The sequence below is a fragment of the Streptomyces flaveolus genome, from assembly GCF_044765825.1.
GTDB classification, from domain to species: domain Bacteria; phylum Actinomycetota; class Actinomycetes; order Streptomycetales; family Streptomycetaceae; genus Streptomyces; species Streptomyces flaveolus.
This window is the reverse complement of sequence record NZ_JBIWKU010000019.1, coordinates 71,074-89,286: the sequence shown is the minus strand read 5'-3', so window position 1 is coordinate 89,286 and position 18,213 is coordinate 71,074. Positions and strand designations below refer to the sequence as shown.

The window sequence follows — 18,213 nt, the reverse complement described above, 5'->3', positions numbered from 1 at the left end:
CTGCCTCAACCGTCCGCACCGATCCACCGTTCGGCCACGGCTCGGATGCCAGCACGTCCGGGCCCGCCAGGAAACGACCTTCACTCCCTGATGCACGACTTTCTTCCACCACAGCCGCAGCCGCCGCGTACGGCTGCGGCACGACCGGGGCCAGCACGGCTCGCGCCGCTGCCGGGCGAGACGAACCTTTCGTACCTGGACCGGCTGGCCGACCGCTACCGGCTCGGCGTCAGAGACCTCGTCCCCGCGCTGCTGCAGGTCGGTGGAGGCCTGTTCAAGGGCTACCGCCCGGACGGCGAGGTCTACCTCAACGCCGAAGCCCGCGCCCGTGTCTGCATGTTCAGCCGCGTGCCCGAGGAGATCCTTCAGCGTGCCCTGCCTGCCTGGACCGCCCAGGAACCTCTTTCGCCGGACGGGGCGGGCACGGCCGGGCGGTTCCGCTTCGGCTCCGTGGTCCCGGCTGCGGGGGAAGGCTGCCGGCTGTGCACAGCCGCACGCACCGGACGGGCCAAACCCGCACGGCTGTACTTACAGCCGCACACCCGGGTCTGCCCGCGCCACCGACGCTGGATGCTCGGCACCCACTGGATCGGCGGCGCACCGGCCGGCACCGAGCAGATCGACCTAACGGGGCTGCCGGAGATGATCACGGCACACCGGCGACACCTGAATCTGCTGCGCCACCGGCCGGACGGCGTTCGTGCGTTCGAGGTCGCACATGCCGTAGCCGTCTCCTGGTGGGCACAGCAATGGCCTGAGGACGAGCAATGGCCGCGCCGGGCACTGCAGCTCGCGCCGCCAGGCACCGATCCCGGCTGGTGGCGACTGCTGGCCAGGGACGCGGTCACCTACCCGGAGACGGTTGCCCTCGCCTCTGCTCTCGTTGACGAAGGCTTCAGGCGGCGACTGCTCGCCGAGAGCCGCGGCCACCTGCCGCACACCCTTGCGGATACGCCCGCTCTGGTCAGCGAGCTGGCCCAGATCACCAACCGGGGCTGGCTGCCCGAGAAGATCGCTTCGACCTCAGCCGGGCCCCTGCTGGTATGGGTGCACAACTGCGTGCGGTCCCCTGATGGAGCAGACGCCGCCGATCGTTTGTGGACGCTGCACATGGCACACCGGCCCCGGCCCATCGCCCGGGAACTGCAGGCCTACCGCAACGGCAGTAAGCCGGAGGCGGTGGGAGGCAGCCCGTCGCGGGGCCGCGGGCTGCGGCTCACCCCCGAACAGGCATTTCATACCGGTCTGGCCCACGCCCGTGCCTACGCTGCCCTTCACGGCCACCTCGCGGCTCCGATCGGCGAGCGGTTCAACGGCTTTGGGCTGGGCCGGTGGCTGTCGAACCACCGGAAATCCCCCTCGGTACCGCCCGAACACGTCGCGGAACTCGAGGCGTTGGACCCGTGGTGGCGGCCGCCTTGGACGGTGATGTGGCAGCGTACCTACTACGAAGCCCGCGACCATGCCCGCGCCCGGGGCGGCCTGCGGCCCGAGCGCGGCTTCCCCACCACCAGCTTCGGTCTGGGTGAATGGCTGCACATGCAGTGCACCGGCTATGCCGACCTGCACCCCGCGCAGCAGCGTCTGCTGTCTGACATCGGCCTCACTCCCGAGGCCGTACGGGCGGCCCGACCTCGCCGCAAGCACATGGCCACCCACTTCGAACGCACCCTCGCAGGTGCACGCGCCTTTGCCCGCGCCCACGGCACGCTGGTGACCGCGACCGCCGACACCGTCCAGGACGGATTCAAGCTAGGGCAGTGGCTGGCCAACCAGCGCAGCAAAGACCGGGCCTACCAGCTGCGTCATGGCGCTCCCTCACCCCGAGCACTGGCACTGTCGGCAATCGACCCCTGGTGGAACCCGCCCTGGGCCCTGAAGTGGCAACGCTCCTGGCACCAGGCACACACCCACATCGCAGACGGTCACGTCCTGGACGCCGCGGCCGGATTCCCCGGCACCAGCCGCGCACTCGCCAGGTGGCTGACCAACCAGTGCGCCCAATACGACACACTCCAGCCCGACCAGCAGGACCTGCTCACCCGGATCGGGCTGACCGCGGACCGGGCCCGCGGCGCGGCCGCACGGCCCGCCGAACGCGAAGCCGACTTCGCCGTCGGACTCGGCTACGCACGTTCCTATCACTCCACACACGGCACTCTCGCCGCCGCGATCAGCACCGTCCACGACGGGTTCGAGCTGGGGCGGTGGCTGCGCCGGCAACGCCAGCACGCCCGAACAGATGCCGACACGGGCGCGCCTCAGTGCGCTGCGGCGAAGGCGCTGACCGCGGTCGATCCGTGGTGGTGTCCGCCCTGGAGCCTGGCGTGGCAACGCGCCTGGCAGCACATCCATCATCAGGTCCAGGCCGGCCACCAGCCAGACGCCATGCACCAGTTCCGCAGCTTCGCCCCCGACGAGCAGGCCTGGCTACGCTGGCAGATCAGGCACTACGCCGACCTGCATCCCGGCCAGCAGCGCCTGCTGGCCGACATCGGCCTCACCGAGGAGAGCACCCGCACCCGGCCCGTCACCCCGTATGCCGAGACCGCGCTCGAGCACGCCCGCAGCTACACAGCCGCGCACGGCAGTCTGGCGACGCCGTACTGCGCCGTCCACGACGGCTTCCCCCTGGGATCCTGGCTCGCCCGACAACGTCTTCTGGCCCATCACGCGAACACCCCATACGCCGTTCACCGCGCACTGACCATGCTCGACCCCTGGTGGAACCCACCCTGGCCCATGCGCTGGCAGCGCGCCTACCACCACGCCCGCACCACACCCATCAACTCCACCACCCATTCCTGGGCATCCGCTCAACGCGCCGCCTGGCGCCAGCTACACCCGCAACAGCACACGCTCCTCACAGGCATCGGCATCACCCCGGAAAACCGCACCAGCACACAGCGCCGCGAAGCGACCCGCCCCTACCCGCCAAGCCCCGGCGTGGCACACGCCCGCGCCTGGGCCAAGGAGACCGGCAACCTCTGCGTCCCCAAAAGCACGCCCCATGACGGCTTCCCTCTAGGGGTCTGGCTGATCCAACAACGCCGCAAAGCCAGCCAACGCCGCCTCTCCCCCGCCACCCTGCACGCCCTCGACACCATCGACCCCTGGTGGAACCCACCCTGGCCCTACCACTGGCACCGCACCTACCATCAAGCCCAGACCGGCCACCACACCGGTCAGCCCTACCCGCCACGCATCACCACATGGATCCAGACCCAACACCGCAACTGGCCACGTCTGCACCCCCAGCAACAGCATCTCCTCACCACCATCGGTGTCATTCCGCCATGAACTGACGCCCCCACCACTGTCCGCCCCGGGCACGCCCGACCCCCTCTTCCGCCCGGCCGGAAGAAAAAACTCAAAAAAGATCTGGCATCGAGGTCACGCAGCAGGCCCCTTGCAGGCACTCACCCTTCGACAGTCGAGCCCACGTTCACCGATCAGGAGCCCCAGCGATGCCGGAGTATGAGATTGCAGCCCTCGCCGCCGGGGCCGGATACCTCACAAGCGCGCTGCGGATGTTGATTCGGGTGCACGGACGCACCAGCATGGCCCGCATCCGCAGCAGACATCGCAGCGAGATGATCCGGGAACTGCCCGGCGGCAGCCGGGTCATGGACGAACACGACAGAATCACCATCGAAGTCGGCGGACCGCGGGCAATTGAGAAGCAGGGGGGCAGCAGTGTCATCGTGGGTGACTGAGTGGTCGGATCAGGCGGCCTGCCGTACCAGTGATCCGGACGAATTGTTCGTGCAGTCGACGGCACAGGGCCGGGCCAAAGCGGTGTGTACCGACTGCCCCGTGAGAACGGAGTGCCTCGCCGACGCACTCGACAATCGAGTGGAGTTCGGCGTGTGGGGCGGCATGACCGAACGAGAACGGCGCGCACTGCTTCGCAGACGTCCCACCGTCAAGTCCTGGCGCACGGTTCTGCAGAACGCACATGCCGAGCCAGAGCAGAGCGCCGGTCTACTTGTCGAAGAACGGCCCCGGCAGACCCAAGAGCAGCAGGGTCTGTCACTGGAACAGGAACAGCAGTACGGGGCTCTCTTCCGGGTTCGCTTCGTACCGACCGTCGGGTTCCTGATCGCCGCCGGTGCAGGACGACACGACGCTGAGGACGCCGTGCAGAGCGCTTTCGTACAACTCGCACGGGCATGGGAATCAGTGACACACCCCGAAGCCTGGCTTCGGACCACCGCCTGGCGCATGTGGCTCAAGGCCAAAGACAAGCAGAAGACCTGGTCCTCGGACCCCGCCGACCTACCCGAAGCGGGTGTGCCCGACCCGAGCGGCGACATCGCCGAGCAGGTCGACCTCGTGCAACTGTTGCGGAGGCTTCCTGTTCTCCAGCGCACGGTGATGGCCTTTGAAATCGACGGAGCCACGCCCGCACAGACAGCCGAAGCACTGGGCGTCCCAAGCGCCAACGTCCGCCAAAATTTGCGCCGGGCGCGTCACAACCTTGAGCGCATGCTCCAGGAACAGGACGAAGGAGGCGCACTGTGAGCAACTCCCCCAGGCGCAGCGCCGCCCAGCCGGTAGATGACGTGCTGACCTCCGCCATGCGGCGCCTGACCAACGCGCTGGACGCGACCACGGATGTCGACAGCAGGGCGGCAGCCGCCCTGTACGCCGCCACTCTTCCTCCCGCGCCTCCCGTTAAAGCCTCAATCGACGCCTTCCTCGACCACGGCCGGCAGGAATTGCAGGCAACCCTTGAGGCCACCACAGACGTCGAAAGCCACCTTGTCCTGGCCCTGCATGAGATCGACCTCGAACCGCAGACCGACAGCACCAACGACGAGTAGGCACACAAGCACAGCCGACAGGTCCAACCTCAACGACCTCACCAACCCCGACATCGCCTGACCTGTTCCATCAAATAGCAGCTCACTGCAACTGCACCCTGCTCGACCAAGCTGCGCACACCCGCGTACGCGCAGGTCAGAGAGACACCGCCTCGACCAACCTCACACTCGATCACCCCCAGGCACCGCCAACATCACCCATATGAACTGAGAAACCCCAGCTCACAGCCCGAGCAGTAACTCAGAAAAACTGGGCGACGACAGCAAGAAGCTCCTCGACGCCCCCGAGGCCGGCATGGTCTGGGAGCCCGGCGAAGAAGCCTGGGAGACCAAGCTCGCGGTGTTCCGGGCTTACCGGCGCGCCACCGGACACCTCGCACCCCGCCAAGACGCCGTCTGGGGCGAGAGCGACACCGAGGGTCTCGTACCGGCGGGGCAGCTTCTGGCGAACCTGCGGCGGAAGGGCGGCCTCGGGAAGAATCCCGAGCGGGCGGCTGCGCGCGCGGCACAGCTGACGGCGATCGACCCGGACTGGAACTGTCCCTGGCCCCTGGACTGGCAACGCCACTACCGCCACCTCGCCCACCTCGCCGCCGACGAACCCGGCGGAGTCCTGCCCGACGTCGCACCCGGCGTGCAGATCGACGGCCACGACATCGGACGCTGGCTCCAACGGCAACGTCGGGACTGGAGACTGCTGACCACCGAGCAGCAGGAACGGCTGTTGAAGCTGGGCGTACAGCCCGCCCAGGCACCGCCTCCCGCACCAACGATCAAGGGCACGGCAAAGGGGAGCAAGGCCCAGCAGGCTTTTCAGCGCGGACTGGCAGCCCTCGCACAGTGGATCGAACGGGAAGGCCAACGGCCAGTCCCCCGCGGCCACAGCGAACAGATCACGGTCGACAGCGAGGCCGAGCCGGTGGCTGTACGCCTGGGCGTGTGGCTATCGAACACCCGCGCCAGACGCGACAAACTCACCGGTGAGCAGGTGCAAGCGCTGCGAGAGCTGGGGGTGGAGTGGGCGTAGCTGTGGTCCAAGTGGTCGCACAGCGTCCGTACGAGGGCGGGACGCTGGTCACCTGGAACGTCCCGGGCCATGGCTCCCACGCCGCAGACGATGGCGGCAGGCGCCGACCCAAGGCACTGTGCAGCTTCACCTGGGCGAAGGGCGAGGGCCGCGTCGTGCCCGGTTTGCCGGACAACCGCGAATGCCTCCGTGAAGTCCAGCTCGGTGCCGAACGGCCCCGCGGCCGTTGGTGACTACTGGTTGCCCTGTGAGCAGCGGACCGGCGGCGGGCCGTACGCGCGGACGGGTCTGCGCTCCCCCAGCTCGACAAAGCGCGGGCAGCAGGAACTGGCCGTTCCCGGCGAGGAGTACCGCAGTACACACCGGTCATGATGTCCTACGGCATGGATGAGGGGTGTGTGGCCCTGGAACGCACGTGGCGGATGCCCACCAACTGGCGCAGGTCTACTTCCAGGCCGCCGTCGGCGAGGCGGCCCTGGGCGAGTTCGAGCAGACCGAGCGCCGGCTGGACGCGGTGATCGCACTGCGGGGCCACGACCTTCTGGCCATGGCCCGCACCGCCGCAGCGTTCGTCGACAACCTCACCCTGGTCACCGGCAACGAGTGGGTGACCGGCAAGCCCCTGGCCAAGGCCATGGGGCAGACCGAGAGCCTGGACGAACGGGTGCCGCCGGCCGCCCGCGCGCTGACCCTGCGGTTGATGTCCGCCTGGTCGTCGCAGGATCGCGAGTCTGTTCGACGCGCTGTTCACCGCGGCGGCCGGCGCTTCCGGGGCCGCAGACCACGTGCGGGATCTGTTCGTATACGCACTGGAGTGGACGCAGCCCAAGGCCGCCTCCGCAGCCAACCCGCAGTCGCTGGTCAACGCGGTGTGCAAGGCCATGAAGAACCACGGACCCTCGTTGTGGGAGTGGGAGCGCCCGGAGCATGACAGTGCGCCTGCGGGGATGGCCCCGACGGCATCGGGGCGGCGACGCTCACTGTCCACTGTTGCCCGCGCCCGCGGGGATGCCGCTCCTTCTACAGGTTGAACTCCACGTGCTCGACATCCGTGAACTCGACCTCCAGGCCTGCGGCGCGGCGGCCGCCGTCGCGGAAGTAGACCTCGCCGAGTGCTTCGGCCGCGAGGGCCCGCAGCTGCTGTTCGCCGGCGCCTTGGTCCTGAGCGTCGAAGAGGCGGGCGGCGTGGTGCGGGGGCAGTGCGAGGGTGAGGTGGCGGATGCGGGCGTCGTCGGTGGTGCCGGGTGCTGCGGTGAAGCCGAAGCGGGCGCGGGTGTCGAGGACGAGGCCGGCGCTGGTGGCAGCTTGCTTGCGGGCCTGGGCGCGGATGCGGGGCTGCCAGCGCTGGCGTACGGCGTCCTCGAGGCGCTGCGCGAGGTCGGCGCGGGGGCGGCGGATCTGGTCCTTGACGTAGCGCTCGACGGTGCGCTGCGAGAGGCCGAGTGCACGTCCAGAGGCGGGTACAAGTCCGGCCGGCGCTATTTCACGGAAGTTGTGCCAGAGCCGGAACTCGTGAACAGAGCCAGGCGTAACACGCGTGCGTCTGGCGTCATCCGCCGTGTCCGAAGAGGTCAGCTCGTCTTGATGGGCACCCGGCCGGCGTCGTACACCTGCCCGCTCAGAGCGTTGACTCGGTAGGTTTCCACGGGAGCTGGCGCCTGCGCATCGCCGTTCTGTCCGGCGTTAGGCCATGTCACGTTGACGAGCCAGTAGGGCTTCCACGCGCCATCCAGGTCGTCGGCCTTCACGGTGATGGCTTTGGTCTGGAACTCGGCGCCCGTGCTTCCGTTGGCCCGCAACTGCGCTGCCACGGCGTCGTTCACCGCCTTTTCGGCCTGCTCCGCGTCGAGCTTGGGCTTGGGAAGGTCGGCGCGGGTAGGGCCGAGGGTTACGTCGATCTGGGATACGCGACCGGCCTTGTCGATCTGGACGTCCAGCATCCTGGGCATGAGGACATCGTTGTGCGTCCATCGCCAGTTCGTCATCCAGCCCAGGCTGGCCTTCTCGCCGACGGGGTCGGTCTCCTGCACGGTTGCGCTCTTGGCCCACGGGTATTGCTGGCGGGCGTATGTCTGCGCGATCTCGTGTGCCTCGTGGTCGGTGGTGGGTGTGGTCGTGCCCTTTACCGGATATCCCATGTCGGTGGGCCGGTCGCTGTCTTCCAGGAGGACGTTCAGGTGCTTCTTGTCCGGCCAGGAGAGGCTGCCGTTGCCGAACAGCTCGGACTGGCCCTTCCCACGGATATGCAGGTTGAAGATGATGTTCTTGCACGAGGTGTCCAGACAGGGCTGTTCATAGAGCTGGCCGATCGTGTAACGGTCGCCGAAGGCTTCCTCGACCGCCGCCTCGACGGCCTGCCTCTGGTCCGTGCCCGCTGCAGAGAGGCCGCTGCCGTCGACGTTGGTGAAGTTGAGCATCGGGCGGGCGACACCCGAACCCAGCAGGAGCAATGCAACGGAGGCGATCAGCGCACCCTTCACGCCGCCCTGCCACCGGAGCGACGCGCGCACAGTGAGCACCGTCGCGGTGATGGCGATCCCCACCAGCCCGCCGATGATGTTCATCTCGGCGTCCGAGCTGTCGCAGACGCGCCCCAGACCGTCGACGGTGGCCTGCGTGAACTCAATCGCCAAGGGGAAGGCGACGACGGCGACAAGGGCGGGCAGGAGCCTGCGGACGGCCAGGAGGGCAAGAGCGCCGACGGGCACCATCATCGCCAGGTTCCACAGCCCTTGGGTGGTGTGGAACGGCTCGCCAAACTGGTGGTTGAGGACACATACGCCGCTGGCCGGGCCGGCACCCATGAACGTGACGCCGAGGACACCGGTGACGGTGAAGGCAAGCCCGGCCCACCACAGGCCGTGGGGATTGCCCAGTCGGCGAGCGAGCGCCCACGCCCCGCCACCGAGCGCCAGGGCGGTCAATGTGCACGCGACCAGATAGGCGACGTGATGCTGGAAGATCGCGGAGAACACGGCGCGGTCCTTGCGTAGTACGGAGTGATCCAACAGGGCATCAGGCCCCGTCTGATCAGACGGGGCCTGCGCACGTCTGGTTTCAGCAGTGCGTGGACGGCGTCTGGAACGTTCCGCCGCTGTAGTTGAGGACGCCCGTCATGCTCTTGCAGTAGGCGCTGCTGCTCAGGCCCCATGACTTCTTCACCGTCTGGCCCGAGCCGATGGAGAAGTAGGAGGAGTACGTCGTGGACCCGTTGTACGTGTAGCCGAGGCGGACGCTGACGGTAGAGCCGCCCGTCTTGGAGTACGTGGTGTACACGGTGGTGCCGGAGACCTGCTTGTTGTAGACGATGCCGTTGGACAACGTGGTACACCGCTCCATCGGTTCGTTGGTGGCGGTGTAGCCGGAACCGCTGCAGTAGGCCGCGGCCGACGCGGTCGGCGCGCTGAACATGACCGAGCCAGCCGCTATCGCCAGTGCGGTCAGGGCGATGTTGGTCTTGGAGCGCATCAGTTACCCCTAATTATGTCGTAGACATGACAGTTCCCTCGACGCAGAGAGGCGCTGCTCATGTCGATGCCGTAAGTATTTGATCACGCTACGCGCATCTTCGTGAAGATCATTTGAGACAGGTAGTGGCCATATCCTTACGCTCAGGTAGATCACAGGGCTGGTTGCCGGCCGCCTCACGAAGGGCCTGCTGTGGCGGCACGACCCAACCGAACGGCCCAGCGCCTTCGGTGGCGCCCTGGTGTCCTGTACCGGCTCCCTGGAGATCGTCGACCTGCCCCGGCCCGGCGAGCAGCTCACCCTCGACCTCGGCCTGGAATCCGACCAGCTCGAGGACGCCCCGCCTCCGGGTATCGACACGATCGCCCTGTTCCAGCAGGCCCGCCTGCCGAGGGCCGTCTCGTACCACCAGTTGAACGGTGACCAGCCGCCGTGCGGGCAGTCCCGCTTCACGCCGCCCACGCCTTCGTCGTCGCCCTCGCGCATCCGCCACGCGGCGATGAGACCCCACTCGGCCATGCCGTGCGGCCGGCACCGGTCACAGTGGGCGGTCTTGCAGCTCACGGCCTTCTCCATCGAGTCACCGTCGGCGTAGGACAGGCCTCCACCCGCCATGGCGCTTGGCAGCAGATTTCGCCCCGCGGTTTCGCGGGTTCCGCGCGGTGAGCCGACTTCCGCAGGGGGTGTCCCGTCTGACGGCGGCCGCGCCGCGCGACGTCGTGGTGCAGGCAGTTAAGTTGGCGCGCAGTTCTTCGCTGACCGGTGTGGGAGACGTGTATGTCCTCGTTGGATGAGTGGCAGGCTCTGCTGGGCGAGCCCGTCGCCGGGCGTGCGGACCCGGGCGGCCGGGAAGAGGTCGAGCAGTACCTCGGTGCGGCCCTGCCCGTCCTCCCCGCCGACGCGGGGGTGCTTCGCCGCGCAACCCTCCCTTGACCCCTAGCCTCGGGCTTTCACGAGCCAGCCTCTCCGGGGCTTGGGGGCTTGTCTGGGTCCTGTCGGCTGCCAGGAAGGAGGCACTCTCCAGGTGAAGAAGCGCGGGCGGGCGTGCCCTCTGTCTGCTGTAAAAGCGCTGGTCGCGGGTGCGGGCTGTGCGGGACCCTGGGTACATGCCTCGACGCCTCATGTTCGTGCAGTTGAAGTCTGGTTATGACACCGACCGTGGACCCTCGTGGATCGGGTGGGTGGACTTCTCGAAGACTTGGAGCACTGCGTATTTTCAGGGAAGGACATTGCGCCGGGCAGGCGGGATGTTCGACGCGAACTTCTACGACACGCAGACCAGTGAGGAGTTCTGGGTCTCCGGACCGAAGCGGGACCGCTCCGACACCCGCTATGGACCGTCTAACCCGGAAGTCGAGCCGGATGCCGTTGAGACCTATCACGCGTTCCTGGATGGCGCGGCCCTGCCAGGGCGGGATAAGGGCTGACCCGGGCTTCCCGCGAGTGAGCTTGTCCGGGTTTTGATCCGTCGAAGTCGCAGGAGCCGGGACACGCGGTCTTCAGGTCCGGACCGACACGCTGCTGTCCGCCTTCGCCAGCGTCTGATGAAAACAGCTTGTTCGACGTGACCAGTCCGAATAGCGCGGCATCGGATCTAGATCTTGTGACAGGTGCCGCTCTACCCTCCAGTGTGCGGTCCGTGAACATTAGCTCACGTTAGGTCGGGGTCGGGGAGACTCCGCGGGGAGGCTGTGTCATGCCTGTGAGTAGACGGCTTTGCACTGTCGGGATGGTGCTGTCCATTGCGGCGGTGCTAAGTGGACTCTCAGCGACCAGTGCGGCGGGGGGCGTTCGAGACGAGATACCCGCCGCGTTCGGCCGTTCGATGTCTGCGGACGAGGCCCCGCAGCGGACGGCCGTGGCGGGGCGCTGGATGTTCGAGACGGCTTCAGGTTCCCCGCTGGTGACGCCGGATGCATCCGCTTCGGACAATGCGATGACGTTCGGGGTACTTGACAGCACCCCGACCGCTCACTTCACGGCAGGCCAGCTAGGGGCTGTCCCGCAATGGCTCGGGAGCTCGAGGCCCTGTCATTCTGCAGGTTGGCAGCGAGGCTGTAGGAACAGTTGAATACCCTCGTGACGGACTGGACGCAGGTGGTCGATGCTCACGGGGTGGTTGGGCGAGTGCCACTGCTCCTGGATCAGGTGGAGCGAGAAGAAGCACCAGAGGCGTGGGACGAGCTGTGGGCCCGTCTCTGCCTCCACGGTGAGACGGTCTCCGCGGCGAGCTTCGCAGCTCTCCCGCGCTTGGCAGCTTTAGCTCCCGCGTGTGCCCAGGCACTCGAATTGGCCAGTGCCATCGTGCGTGGCACGTTGCGGCACCCCGATGGTGAAGCTCTGCTCGCGGGCTGTCCGAACGAGGTCGACCGGTTGCGGGAACTCGTGGACCAGAGGCTTCGGACGCGTCCGGCCGACTACAACCGGCTCTTCGGTGATCTGCTTGCCCTTGCAGGGCAGTACCACTGGAGCGCCTCCTTGGGGGGACTTCGCCGACGACTTCTATGCCGTGTCCTGCCCGGGCTGCGAAGCGGAGGTGACCATCGCCGTCGGTGACTACGGCTGCTACGCGGCCATTCGGGACTGGGAGCAGGGCGACATCGAGCGGCGGTCGCTGCGGCCCGCCCCGGCCGAGGAGCTTCGCGACCCGGGCCGATGGATGCACGCCACAGCCGACCGGGACGGGCAGCAGCGGCTCGCCGAGGGGATCAGACACGTCTTTGGCCGGGCAGAGTGTCCGGCGTGCGCCAGTGTGTTCAACATCGCGGAAGCGCACACGACCGCGAACCTTCCTCCAGCCCTTGAAACGTACTGAACAGGGAGAGGCGCCCGGCCACTTGCGGTGATCCTGAAATGGCTGGCGTCATCACGGCTTCGGATCCCGCGTGGATACCCCCGTTCAGCGGTTTGAGCCCAAGGCAATTCGGCAAGCTGATCACCGCGCTCCGGCGCGAGGGCGCCGACCCGGTCCGCAGGGGCCGGCCGTGGGGCGTGCCGCTGGCGGACCGGGTGCTGTTGGTCGCCGCTTACTGGCGCACGAACCTCACTCTGCGCCAACCGGCACCGCTGTTCGGGGTGTCCAAGTCCGCGGCCGACCGCATCATCGACCACCTCGGGCCAGCGCTCGCACCCCAGCAGCGCAAGCGGTTCCGCACCGGCACCGTCCTAATCGCGGAGGGCACCCTGGTCCCCACCCGCGACCACAGCATCGCCGAGCACGACGCGGGCCTCGCCCGTAGTGAGTTGGCTGGCCGCAGGGGTGCTACTCGCACGAACTGCTGGCCGCACCTGGCGGAGCCCGCTGCGTTCTAGCCAGACCGGAGAACAGGGGGCGGGTATGACGACGGCGGACAACGTAGTGGCGAGCAACGACGACGTCCAGGCGGTGCGCCGCTGGGTGCGGCTCTGGTGCACCGAGCCGGGCACCCACCTCACTGCGCCCTGGACCGGCCCGCCGGCCGGAGGACGATGGAGTCGTGGGCGAGCAGCACGAGGACCAGGATCACGGCGCCGAACCGCCGCGGCCGCGCTTGACTACGGCCTGTCCCAACGCGCCCTGATCGACGTCTCCAGCCGCGCGGACGTCGTCGCGGCGCTTGATCACCCGCGGCCTCGCCACGCTCGCCCACAGCGGCCTCCGGACCCTCGACAGCGCCACGGTGCGCGCCGTGGTCCGCCAGGCCGTCCGCGACGTCCGCGCGCCCCGCCACCGCCTCCCACCGATCCGCCGGCCGACCCGGCCGTCGCCGCGCACCGTCGTAGACGACCTCGCCGCCAGCACCCACGCGATCGGGGAGCCGATACTCGAAGTCGCCCCGGCCTGCAACACGGCCTCTCTGCCCACGCCGATGAGACGCCAGCTGATCAACGCCAGCGCGCGGCGCGATGTGCGCGGCCTTCGTTCTGGGCTCGGGGACTTTGATCTCGGCTCCCTTGGCGAGGTCCAGAGAGTGACCAGTTGACCTGGGAGGGGGATCAGCTCACGCAGATCAGCCCGAGCACACAGATGCCCGACGGGGAGGTCGCCGCCGGTGCGGAGTTCGACTGGGACGTCCCCGAAGACTCTGAGGACGACGCATCCGACGTGCTCGACGTGCCTGATGTTCCCGACCCGCCTGAAGTTGCCGAGGTTCCCGACCCCGTGCCGCCGGTGGCCGTCGGCTCAGGCGACCGGGCCGCCGACGTACCGGTACCGGTGCCGGCAGTCGTCGTGTCGGCAGACCGGGTGTCGGCGGATGGTACGGACGCGGCCGGCTGTGCGGCAGCCCCCGACCTCGCCTGTGAGGCCGCGGCCACCGGCTGCCGCGCCCTCGCCGAGTCCGTGTGGGTCGCGACGGCCTCGGAACGCCGCTGCGAGGTGCCGGTCGTGGAGGACCGGGAGCTCGTGGAGGAAGGCTTTCGGTGCTTGCCCGTGCCGGCCGGCGGGAGCTCGGCGGTCTGATCCACCGACTGCTCACCGGTGCCCATGCTCGAAAGGTTATCGGCCGTCGACGCCTGGGCGCGATGGCCGGAACTGCCCTCCATCGAGGCCACGGTCAGACCGCCGCCGACGAGCGCGACGGCGGTCGCGACCACGGCTCGACGCTGGTTCTTCTTCCAGCGGGCCCGCTGTCGGCGCCGGCCCGCCCGCCCCTGCGGTGAGGAGGCAGGCCCCTCGGTCTCACCGTCGGCACCCTCGACATCACCGCCGACGTCCTCAAAAACAGTGCCGGCGTCGTCGTAGGCGCCGTACGCGTCGGCTCCCGCCGTCGCCGCCACCTCCGGCCAGAGCGCTATGGCGGCCGGGGCCGGGACGGTGCGGCCGCCTGAGGTCAACGGCGCTATGTCCGGGGCGTAAGCGCCGCAACCCGGACACACCAGGGCTCCGTTGAGGTGCCGACGGCACGAGGAGCAGTAGTCCATCCGCTTCTTCCTGACAGTTTTGCACGAGGGATCGGATCGAGCGTGGGATCGAGCATGTAACGCTAACGGCGCCTTCGAAAGACCGTGTGGGGCCGATGTGGCGCTCCTGTGCGGATCCCCTGCCTCAGCGCGCGAAACTTCAGGTGACGTGCGAGTACGTCGCCTTGATCACGGTCACCGAGACCTACGGGCGAGAGGCACAACGGCGACCAGTTCCCTGTCGTTCAGTCGTCGACAACATCCCCCAGATCTGTGTCATCGCGCGAGCGGACCCAGCTGGACCCAGCAACCGCCCGAGAACCTGGGTCCCTGGGTCCTCAGACCGGTGTTTTCGCTGGTGGACACGGTCCGCAACGGCCGCCGGGTCCGCCTGGGCCCCTGGGTCCCGCACCTTCGTATGGCCGGGTTCGTGGCTTCATGCGCTCCGCAGGATGGCAACGAAGCGAGGCTCTCCGCCCCTAAGACCGTGTCCTACGTGGTGAGGCGGATGAGGTCGCTTGTAGTAGCACAGGGCGGCTGCCAGGCCGAGAAAGGCCAGGTAGTTGCGGGGATCTCGCTCGTAGCGACCGGGGACCGCGAGTGTCTGGCTGCAATCGTGTTCGTGGCCACGTCAGGCTGCTCGTGGCGGCAACTGCCACCGGTCTTCGGGCCGGCCTGGCCCACGGTCTACCGGCGCTTCGCCCGCTGGAGCCAGGCCCGGGTCTGGGCACGTCTGCACCGCGTCATCCTCGATGAACTCGGAGCCCAGGGCGAGCTGGACTGGTCGCGCTTCGCCGTCGATTCTGTCAGCGTCCGAGCACTCAAAGGGGGCAGCTGACCGGACCGAATCCGACCGACCGAGGCAAGAGTGGATCGAAAATCCACCTCGTCGTGGACCGCAGCGGCCTTCCCGTCGCCGTCGCCATCTCACGTCGAGGGCGACGTGATCCGGCACACAGAGATCTTCGCCCCGCTGCGGGCTCTGGACCTGCCCGTCGGCCACATCGTCACGGTCCTGGAGGAGATGGGGATCTTCGAGGACGACAGCAAGTCATCCTTCGAGCGCTGGCTCGTCGGATGCCTGGAAGGGCTCGCACCCGGCATCCGCTCGGAAGCCGAGCGCTGGACCCGCGTCCTGCGCAACGGCGGCCCCCGCAGCCTCCCACGCAGGGAGGGCACGGTCTGGCTCTCCCTCAACCAGGTCCGTCCGGCCCTACTGGAGTGGTCGAACCGCTACGACCACCTGCGGGAGGTGACCCGCGACGACGTCCTCGCCCACGTCAAGACGCTGCACGGGCACCAGCGGCGTGACCAGCTCGTCGCTCTGCGGTCCCTGTTCACCTGGGCCAAACGGCAGGGGCTGATCTTCCGCAACCCCACCAGCCGGATCAAGGTCGGGCAAAACGAGTACGCCGTGCTGCAACCGCTCCTCCCCGAGCAGGTCGAACGCTCCGTCGCGACAGCGATGACCCCGGCGGCGCGGCTCGTGCTCGCCCTCGCGGCGGTCCATGCCGCCCGGGTCGCCCAGATCGCCGCCCTGGTGCTCGACGACGTCGATCTCGGCAACCGCAGGCTGACCATCGCCGGACGCGCCCGGCCTCTCGACGACTTCACCCTGAAGCTCCTGACGGACTGGCTGGACCACCGGCGTGCCGATGGCCGAGCACCGCGAACCTCCACCTGCTGATCAACAACCAGACCGCCAACACGACCGGCCGGGCCAGCAACCACTGGATCAGTGCTCCGATGCGAGGGCAGGACGCCACCTTGGAGCGGCTTCGCGTTGACCGGCAGCTCGAAGAAGCCCTGACCCACGGGCCTGATCCACTCCATCTCGCGGAGGTCTTCGGGCTCGACGAGAAGACCACGATGCGCTACGCGGACTCGGCCCGGCGCCTCCTGGAAACCAGTGCCGAGTCGTTGAGCGCTGTGACAGCCTCAGTCGATGATCAATGCTGAGGACCTGGTCGGCAGACGCCTGCTGAAGGTGACGACGTCCTGGCACCACTACGAGGAGACCGAGCCCTCTCTCCTGCACATGTGGCTGCATATGGACGACCTCGGCCCCGTCCGGTTCCACACGCCAGGCGATGGATTGTCCATGGAGGTTGACCAGCCTCATGGCCCCTACGACATGGACGAATATGGCCACACCACGGTCGAGGACGACCTGCCCGACTTCCCCATGACCCGGTTCGTCGGCCAGCAGATCTTCTCCACCCGAGAGATCCGCTACCGGCACGACAACCTCGACTTTGCCCTCGGCATCGTCCTGCAGTTCGCGAGCGGGAGCATCCGTGTCCTCAACCTCGCGGACGAAATCGTCCTGGCCTATGACCAGCACCTGGGTCCGGTTGAGGCCCATCTTCACAAGGCGATGAAGCCCGCAGATTTGGATGCCTCAACGTGAGTTCGAGACGAACCCACCGATCGATCCCCTCAGAGCACACCATCCGACCCTCGAGTTCCCACTGAGGCCCCTTCAGTTTCCCTGAACTCACGTGGCTCTCCGGCCTCGGGGAACATCGGTACAGCGGTTATCGGTGAGAACGATCATGGTCAGGGCGTGAGTGCACTGACCCGGAGCGCCCGGGGCGCCCGGGGGACCAGGCGCAGGTGCTGGCGGCGCTGAACACTTCCTCTTCCCGTGTCCGCCTTGTCCGGGACTGATCCGCACGAGGCCCTGACCAGCACGGACAGTGTTCCGGTTGTCCGGGACAGGAGTTGGCTCTTGCCCCTGCCGACGCTTCCCTATCCCCTGGGTCACGCGCCGATCCGGCTGCATGACTGACGTACGGAAGGGACAACACAATGCGTCTGACGCTTCGCAAGGTCGCGGTTGCCGTGGCCACAGCGACCGCTGGAGCAGCCCTCGCCCTGGCTCCATCCTCCGCTTCGGCGGCGGAGTACAACATCAGCGGAACCTCGTACAACTCGTGCTGGCGGGTCACCGGCACGTACGGCTACAAGCAGTCGTCCGACCTCAACTACCCGGGCTACATCACCTGGGGCTCGTACTCCATGTCGCGGGCCAACTCCGCCTGCACGCTGCGCGGCGTGTTCCAGTTCAAGGGCGAGGTGCAGGCAGGGCCCACATCCCCCTGGGTCACCTACAGCTCGTTCCGCACCTGGAGTTCCACTTCCCTGGACATGGGATTCCGGGCCCGGAACATACAGTTCCGTGTCTGCAACATCTCACCGGCGGGCTCCGTCACCGGCTGCGCCTCCGTGGTCTGACGTCGGCGGCGATGTCCTGCCCGCGAACACGCGGGCAGGACAACATGGCGCAGCGGCATCCGTCGTGGCTGTCGGTCCGCTGTCACAGCGACCGATTCCGCCCCCTTTCGTCATCGACGACTGCTCGCTGGACGGCCGTCGGGCCTGAACTCGGGTGCTGAAACCTTGGGCGTTGCTACATGCGGGTGGACCGTGCCCATAGCTGCACTGTCATGTCCTGGCTGGCAGTGGCCAGCAGGGCGCCGTCGGGAGAGAACGCCACCCAAAAGACGTAGTCGGCGTGTCCGGTCAGGGGCTTGCCGACCAGCTCCCGGGTGACCGGGTCCCACAACCGCACCGTCGAGTCGGCGCCGGCCGTAGCCAGCAGGGCGCCGTCCGGGGAGAACGTCACCGAGTACACGATGCTGGTGTGTCCGGTCAGGGGCTTGCCGACCGGCTCCCGGGTGACCGGGTCCCACAACCGCACCGTCTTGTCCCCGCCGCCGGTGGCCAGCAAAGTGCCGTCCGGAGAGAACGCCACCGCGCTCACGTCGCCAATGTGTCCGGTCAGGGGCTTGCCGACCGGCTTCCGGGTGAGCGGGTTCCATAGGCGCACCGTCGAGTCAGCGCCGCCGGTGGCCAGCAAAGTGCCGTCCGGAGAGAACGCCACCGCGCTTACGTAGCCGGTGTGTCTAGCCAGGGGCTTGCCGACCGGCTTCCGGGTGAGCGGGTTCCATAGGCGCACCGTCGAGTCAGCGCCGCCGGTGGCCAGCAAAGTGCCGTCCGGAGAGAACG

15 protein-coding genes and 7 pseudogenes are annotated in these 18,213 nt (G+C 68.0%); 16 read left to right on the top strand and 6 right to left on the bottom strand.

Annotated features, from left to right (window positions below; all coding sequences use genetic code 11):
• Nucleotides 1-90: 90 nt before the first annotated feature.
• The 7 genes and pseudogenes from ACIRG6_RS36915 (at nt 91) to ACIRG6_RS36885 (ending at nt 6,784) form a co-directional block, all read left to right on the top strand.
• Nucleotides 91-3,300, top strand: coding sequence for a Helicase associated domain protein (locus ACIRG6_RS36915; RefSeq protein ID WP_403326389.1), 3,210 nt, complete (start codon nt 91-93; stop codon nt 3,298-3,300).
• A 167-nt stretch (nt 3,301-3,467) separates the two neighbouring features.
• Nucleotides 3,468-3,716, top strand: coding sequence for a hypothetical protein (locus tag ACIRG6_RS36910; protein WP_403326386.1), 249 nt, complete (start codon nt 3,468-3,470; stop codon nt 3,714-3,716).
• A pseudogene (locus tag ACIRG6_RS36905) lies at nt 3,697-3,990 on the top strand (WhiB family transcriptional regulator); the annotation flags it as partial. The gene ACIRG6_RS36910 and the pseudogene ACIRG6_RS36905, both read left to right, overlap by 20 nt.
• Nucleotides 3,991-4,029: 39 nt before the next feature.
• Nucleotides 4,030-4,524, top strand: coding sequence for an RNA polymerase sigma factor (locus tag ACIRG6_RS36900; RefSeq protein ID WP_403326451.1), 495 nt, complete (start codon nt 4,030-4,032; stop codon nt 4,522-4,524).
• Complete coding sequence (locus ACIRG6_RS36895) at nt 4,521-4,826, top strand: hypothetical protein (protein ID WP_403326383.1); 306 nt, start codon at nt 4,521-4,523, stop codon at nt 4,824-4,826. Before ACIRG6_RS36900 ends, ACIRG6_RS36895 begins: the two co-directional genes overlap by 4 nt.
• A 259-nt stretch (nt 4,827-5,085) precedes the next feature.
• A pseudogene (locus ACIRG6_RS36890) lies at nt 5,086-5,853 on the top strand (helicase associated domain-containing protein); the annotation flags it as partial.
• A 415-nt stretch (nt 5,854-6,268) separates the two neighbouring features.
• A complete protein-coding gene (locus ACIRG6_RS36885; RefSeq protein WP_403326380.1) occupies nt 6,269-6,784 on the top strand; it encodes a hypothetical protein in 516 nt (171 codons plus the stop codon).
• A gap of 89 nt (nt 6,785-6,873) precedes the next feature.
• Here the strand turns inward: ACIRG6_RS36885 and tpg are convergent.
• From tpg to ACIRG6_RS36870, 3 genes and pseudogenes are all read right to left on the bottom strand, one after another.
• Nucleotides 6,874-7,296 (bottom strand): annotated as a pseudogene (gene tpg / locus ACIRG6_RS36880) (telomere-protecting terminal protein Tpg); the annotation flags it as partial.
• Between the two features lie 128 nt (nt 7,297-7,424).
• On the bottom strand, nt 7,425-8,828 hold the full coding sequence (locus tag ACIRG6_RS36875) for a VanZ family protein (RefSeq protein WP_403326377.1): 1,404 nt from the start codon (nt 8,826-8,828) through the stop codon (nt 7,425-7,427).
• Between the two features lie 82 nt (nt 8,829-8,910).
• Complete coding sequence (locus ACIRG6_RS36870; protein ID WP_403326374.1) at nt 8,911-9,321, bottom strand: hypothetical protein; 411 nt, start codon at nt 9,319-9,321, stop codon at nt 8,911-8,913.
• 241 nt (nt 9,322-9,562) lie between these two features.
• Between ACIRG6_RS36870 and ACIRG6_RS36865 the strand changes: the two genes are divergently transcribed.
• The 6 genes and pseudogenes from ACIRG6_RS36865 (at nt 9,563) to ACIRG6_RS36840 (ending at nt 13,762) form a co-directional block, all read left to right on the top strand.
• The gene (locus ACIRG6_RS36865; protein ID WP_403326371.1) at nt 9,563-9,916 is read left to right on the top strand and encodes a hypothetical protein; all 354 of its coding nucleotides are present in this window, start codon (nt 9,563-9,565) and stop codon (nt 9,914-9,916) included.
• A 182-nt stretch (nt 9,917-10,098) separates the two neighbouring features.
• Nucleotides 10,099-10,254: a hypothetical protein gene (locus ACIRG6_RS36860; protein ID WP_403326368.1), complete on the top strand. Its 156-nt coding sequence runs from the start codon at nt 10,099-10,101 to the stop codon at nt 10,252-10,254.
• Between the two features lie 248 nt (nt 10,255-10,502).
• Nucleotides 10,503-10,748 (top strand): hypothetical protein, encoded by a 246-nt coding sequence (locus ACIRG6_RS36855; RefSeq protein WP_403326365.1) that lies wholly within the window; start codon nt 10,503-10,505, stop codon nt 10,746-10,748.
• 1,109 nt (nt 10,749-11,857) lie between these two features.
• Entirely contained in the window at nt 11,858-12,136 is a 279-nt protein-coding gene (locus tag ACIRG6_RS36850; protein WP_403326362.1) for a hypothetical protein, read from the top strand.
• 38 nt (nt 12,137-12,174) lie between these two features.
• Nucleotides 12,175-12,537 (top strand): annotated as a pseudogene (locus tag ACIRG6_RS36845) (helix-turn-helix domain-containing protein); the annotation flags it as partial.
• Between the two features lie 742 nt (nt 12,538-13,279).
• Nucleotides 13,280-13,762 (top strand): hypothetical protein, encoded by a 483-nt coding sequence (locus tag ACIRG6_RS36840; RefSeq protein ID WP_403326359.1) that lies wholly within the window; start codon nt 13,280-13,282, stop codon nt 13,760-13,762.
• 50 nt (nt 13,763-13,812) lie between these two features.
• Here the strand turns inward: ACIRG6_RS36840 and ACIRG6_RS37790 are convergent.
• Nucleotides 13,813-14,223, bottom strand: a pseudogene (locus tag ACIRG6_RS37790) (SCO2400 family protein); the annotation flags it as partial.
• A gap of 471 nt (nt 14,224-14,694) precedes the next feature.
• Nucleotides 14,695-14,788 (bottom strand): annotated as a pseudogene (locus ACIRG6_RS36835) (IS5/IS1182 family transposase); the annotation flags it as partial.
• A gap of 3 nt (nt 14,789-14,791) precedes the next feature.
• Between ACIRG6_RS36835 and ACIRG6_RS36830 the strand changes: the two are divergent.
• From ACIRG6_RS36830 to ACIRG6_RS36820, 3 genes and pseudogenes are all read left to right on the top strand, one after another.
• Nucleotides 14,792-15,282, top strand: a pseudogene (locus ACIRG6_RS36830) (transposase); the annotation flags it as partial.
• 865 nt (nt 15,283-16,147) lie between these two features.
• Nucleotides 16,148-16,612, top strand: a complete 465-nt coding sequence (locus ACIRG6_RS36825) for a hypothetical protein (protein WP_403326356.1) — start codon at nt 16,148-16,150, stop codon at nt 16,610-16,612.
• Nucleotides 16,613-17,013: 401 nt separating this feature from the next.
• Nucleotides 17,014-17,439: a hypothetical protein gene (locus ACIRG6_RS36820; protein ID WP_403326353.1), complete on the top strand. Its 426-nt coding sequence runs from the start codon at nt 17,014-17,016 to the stop codon at nt 17,437-17,439.
• A gap of 175 nt (nt 17,440-17,614) precedes the next feature.
• Here the strand turns inward: ACIRG6_RS36820 and ACIRG6_RS36815 are convergent.
• Nucleotides 17,615-18,213 (bottom strand): WD40 repeat domain-containing protein (locus ACIRG6_RS36815; RefSeq protein WP_403326350.1); only part of this gene is annotated, 599 nt, incomplete at its 5' end.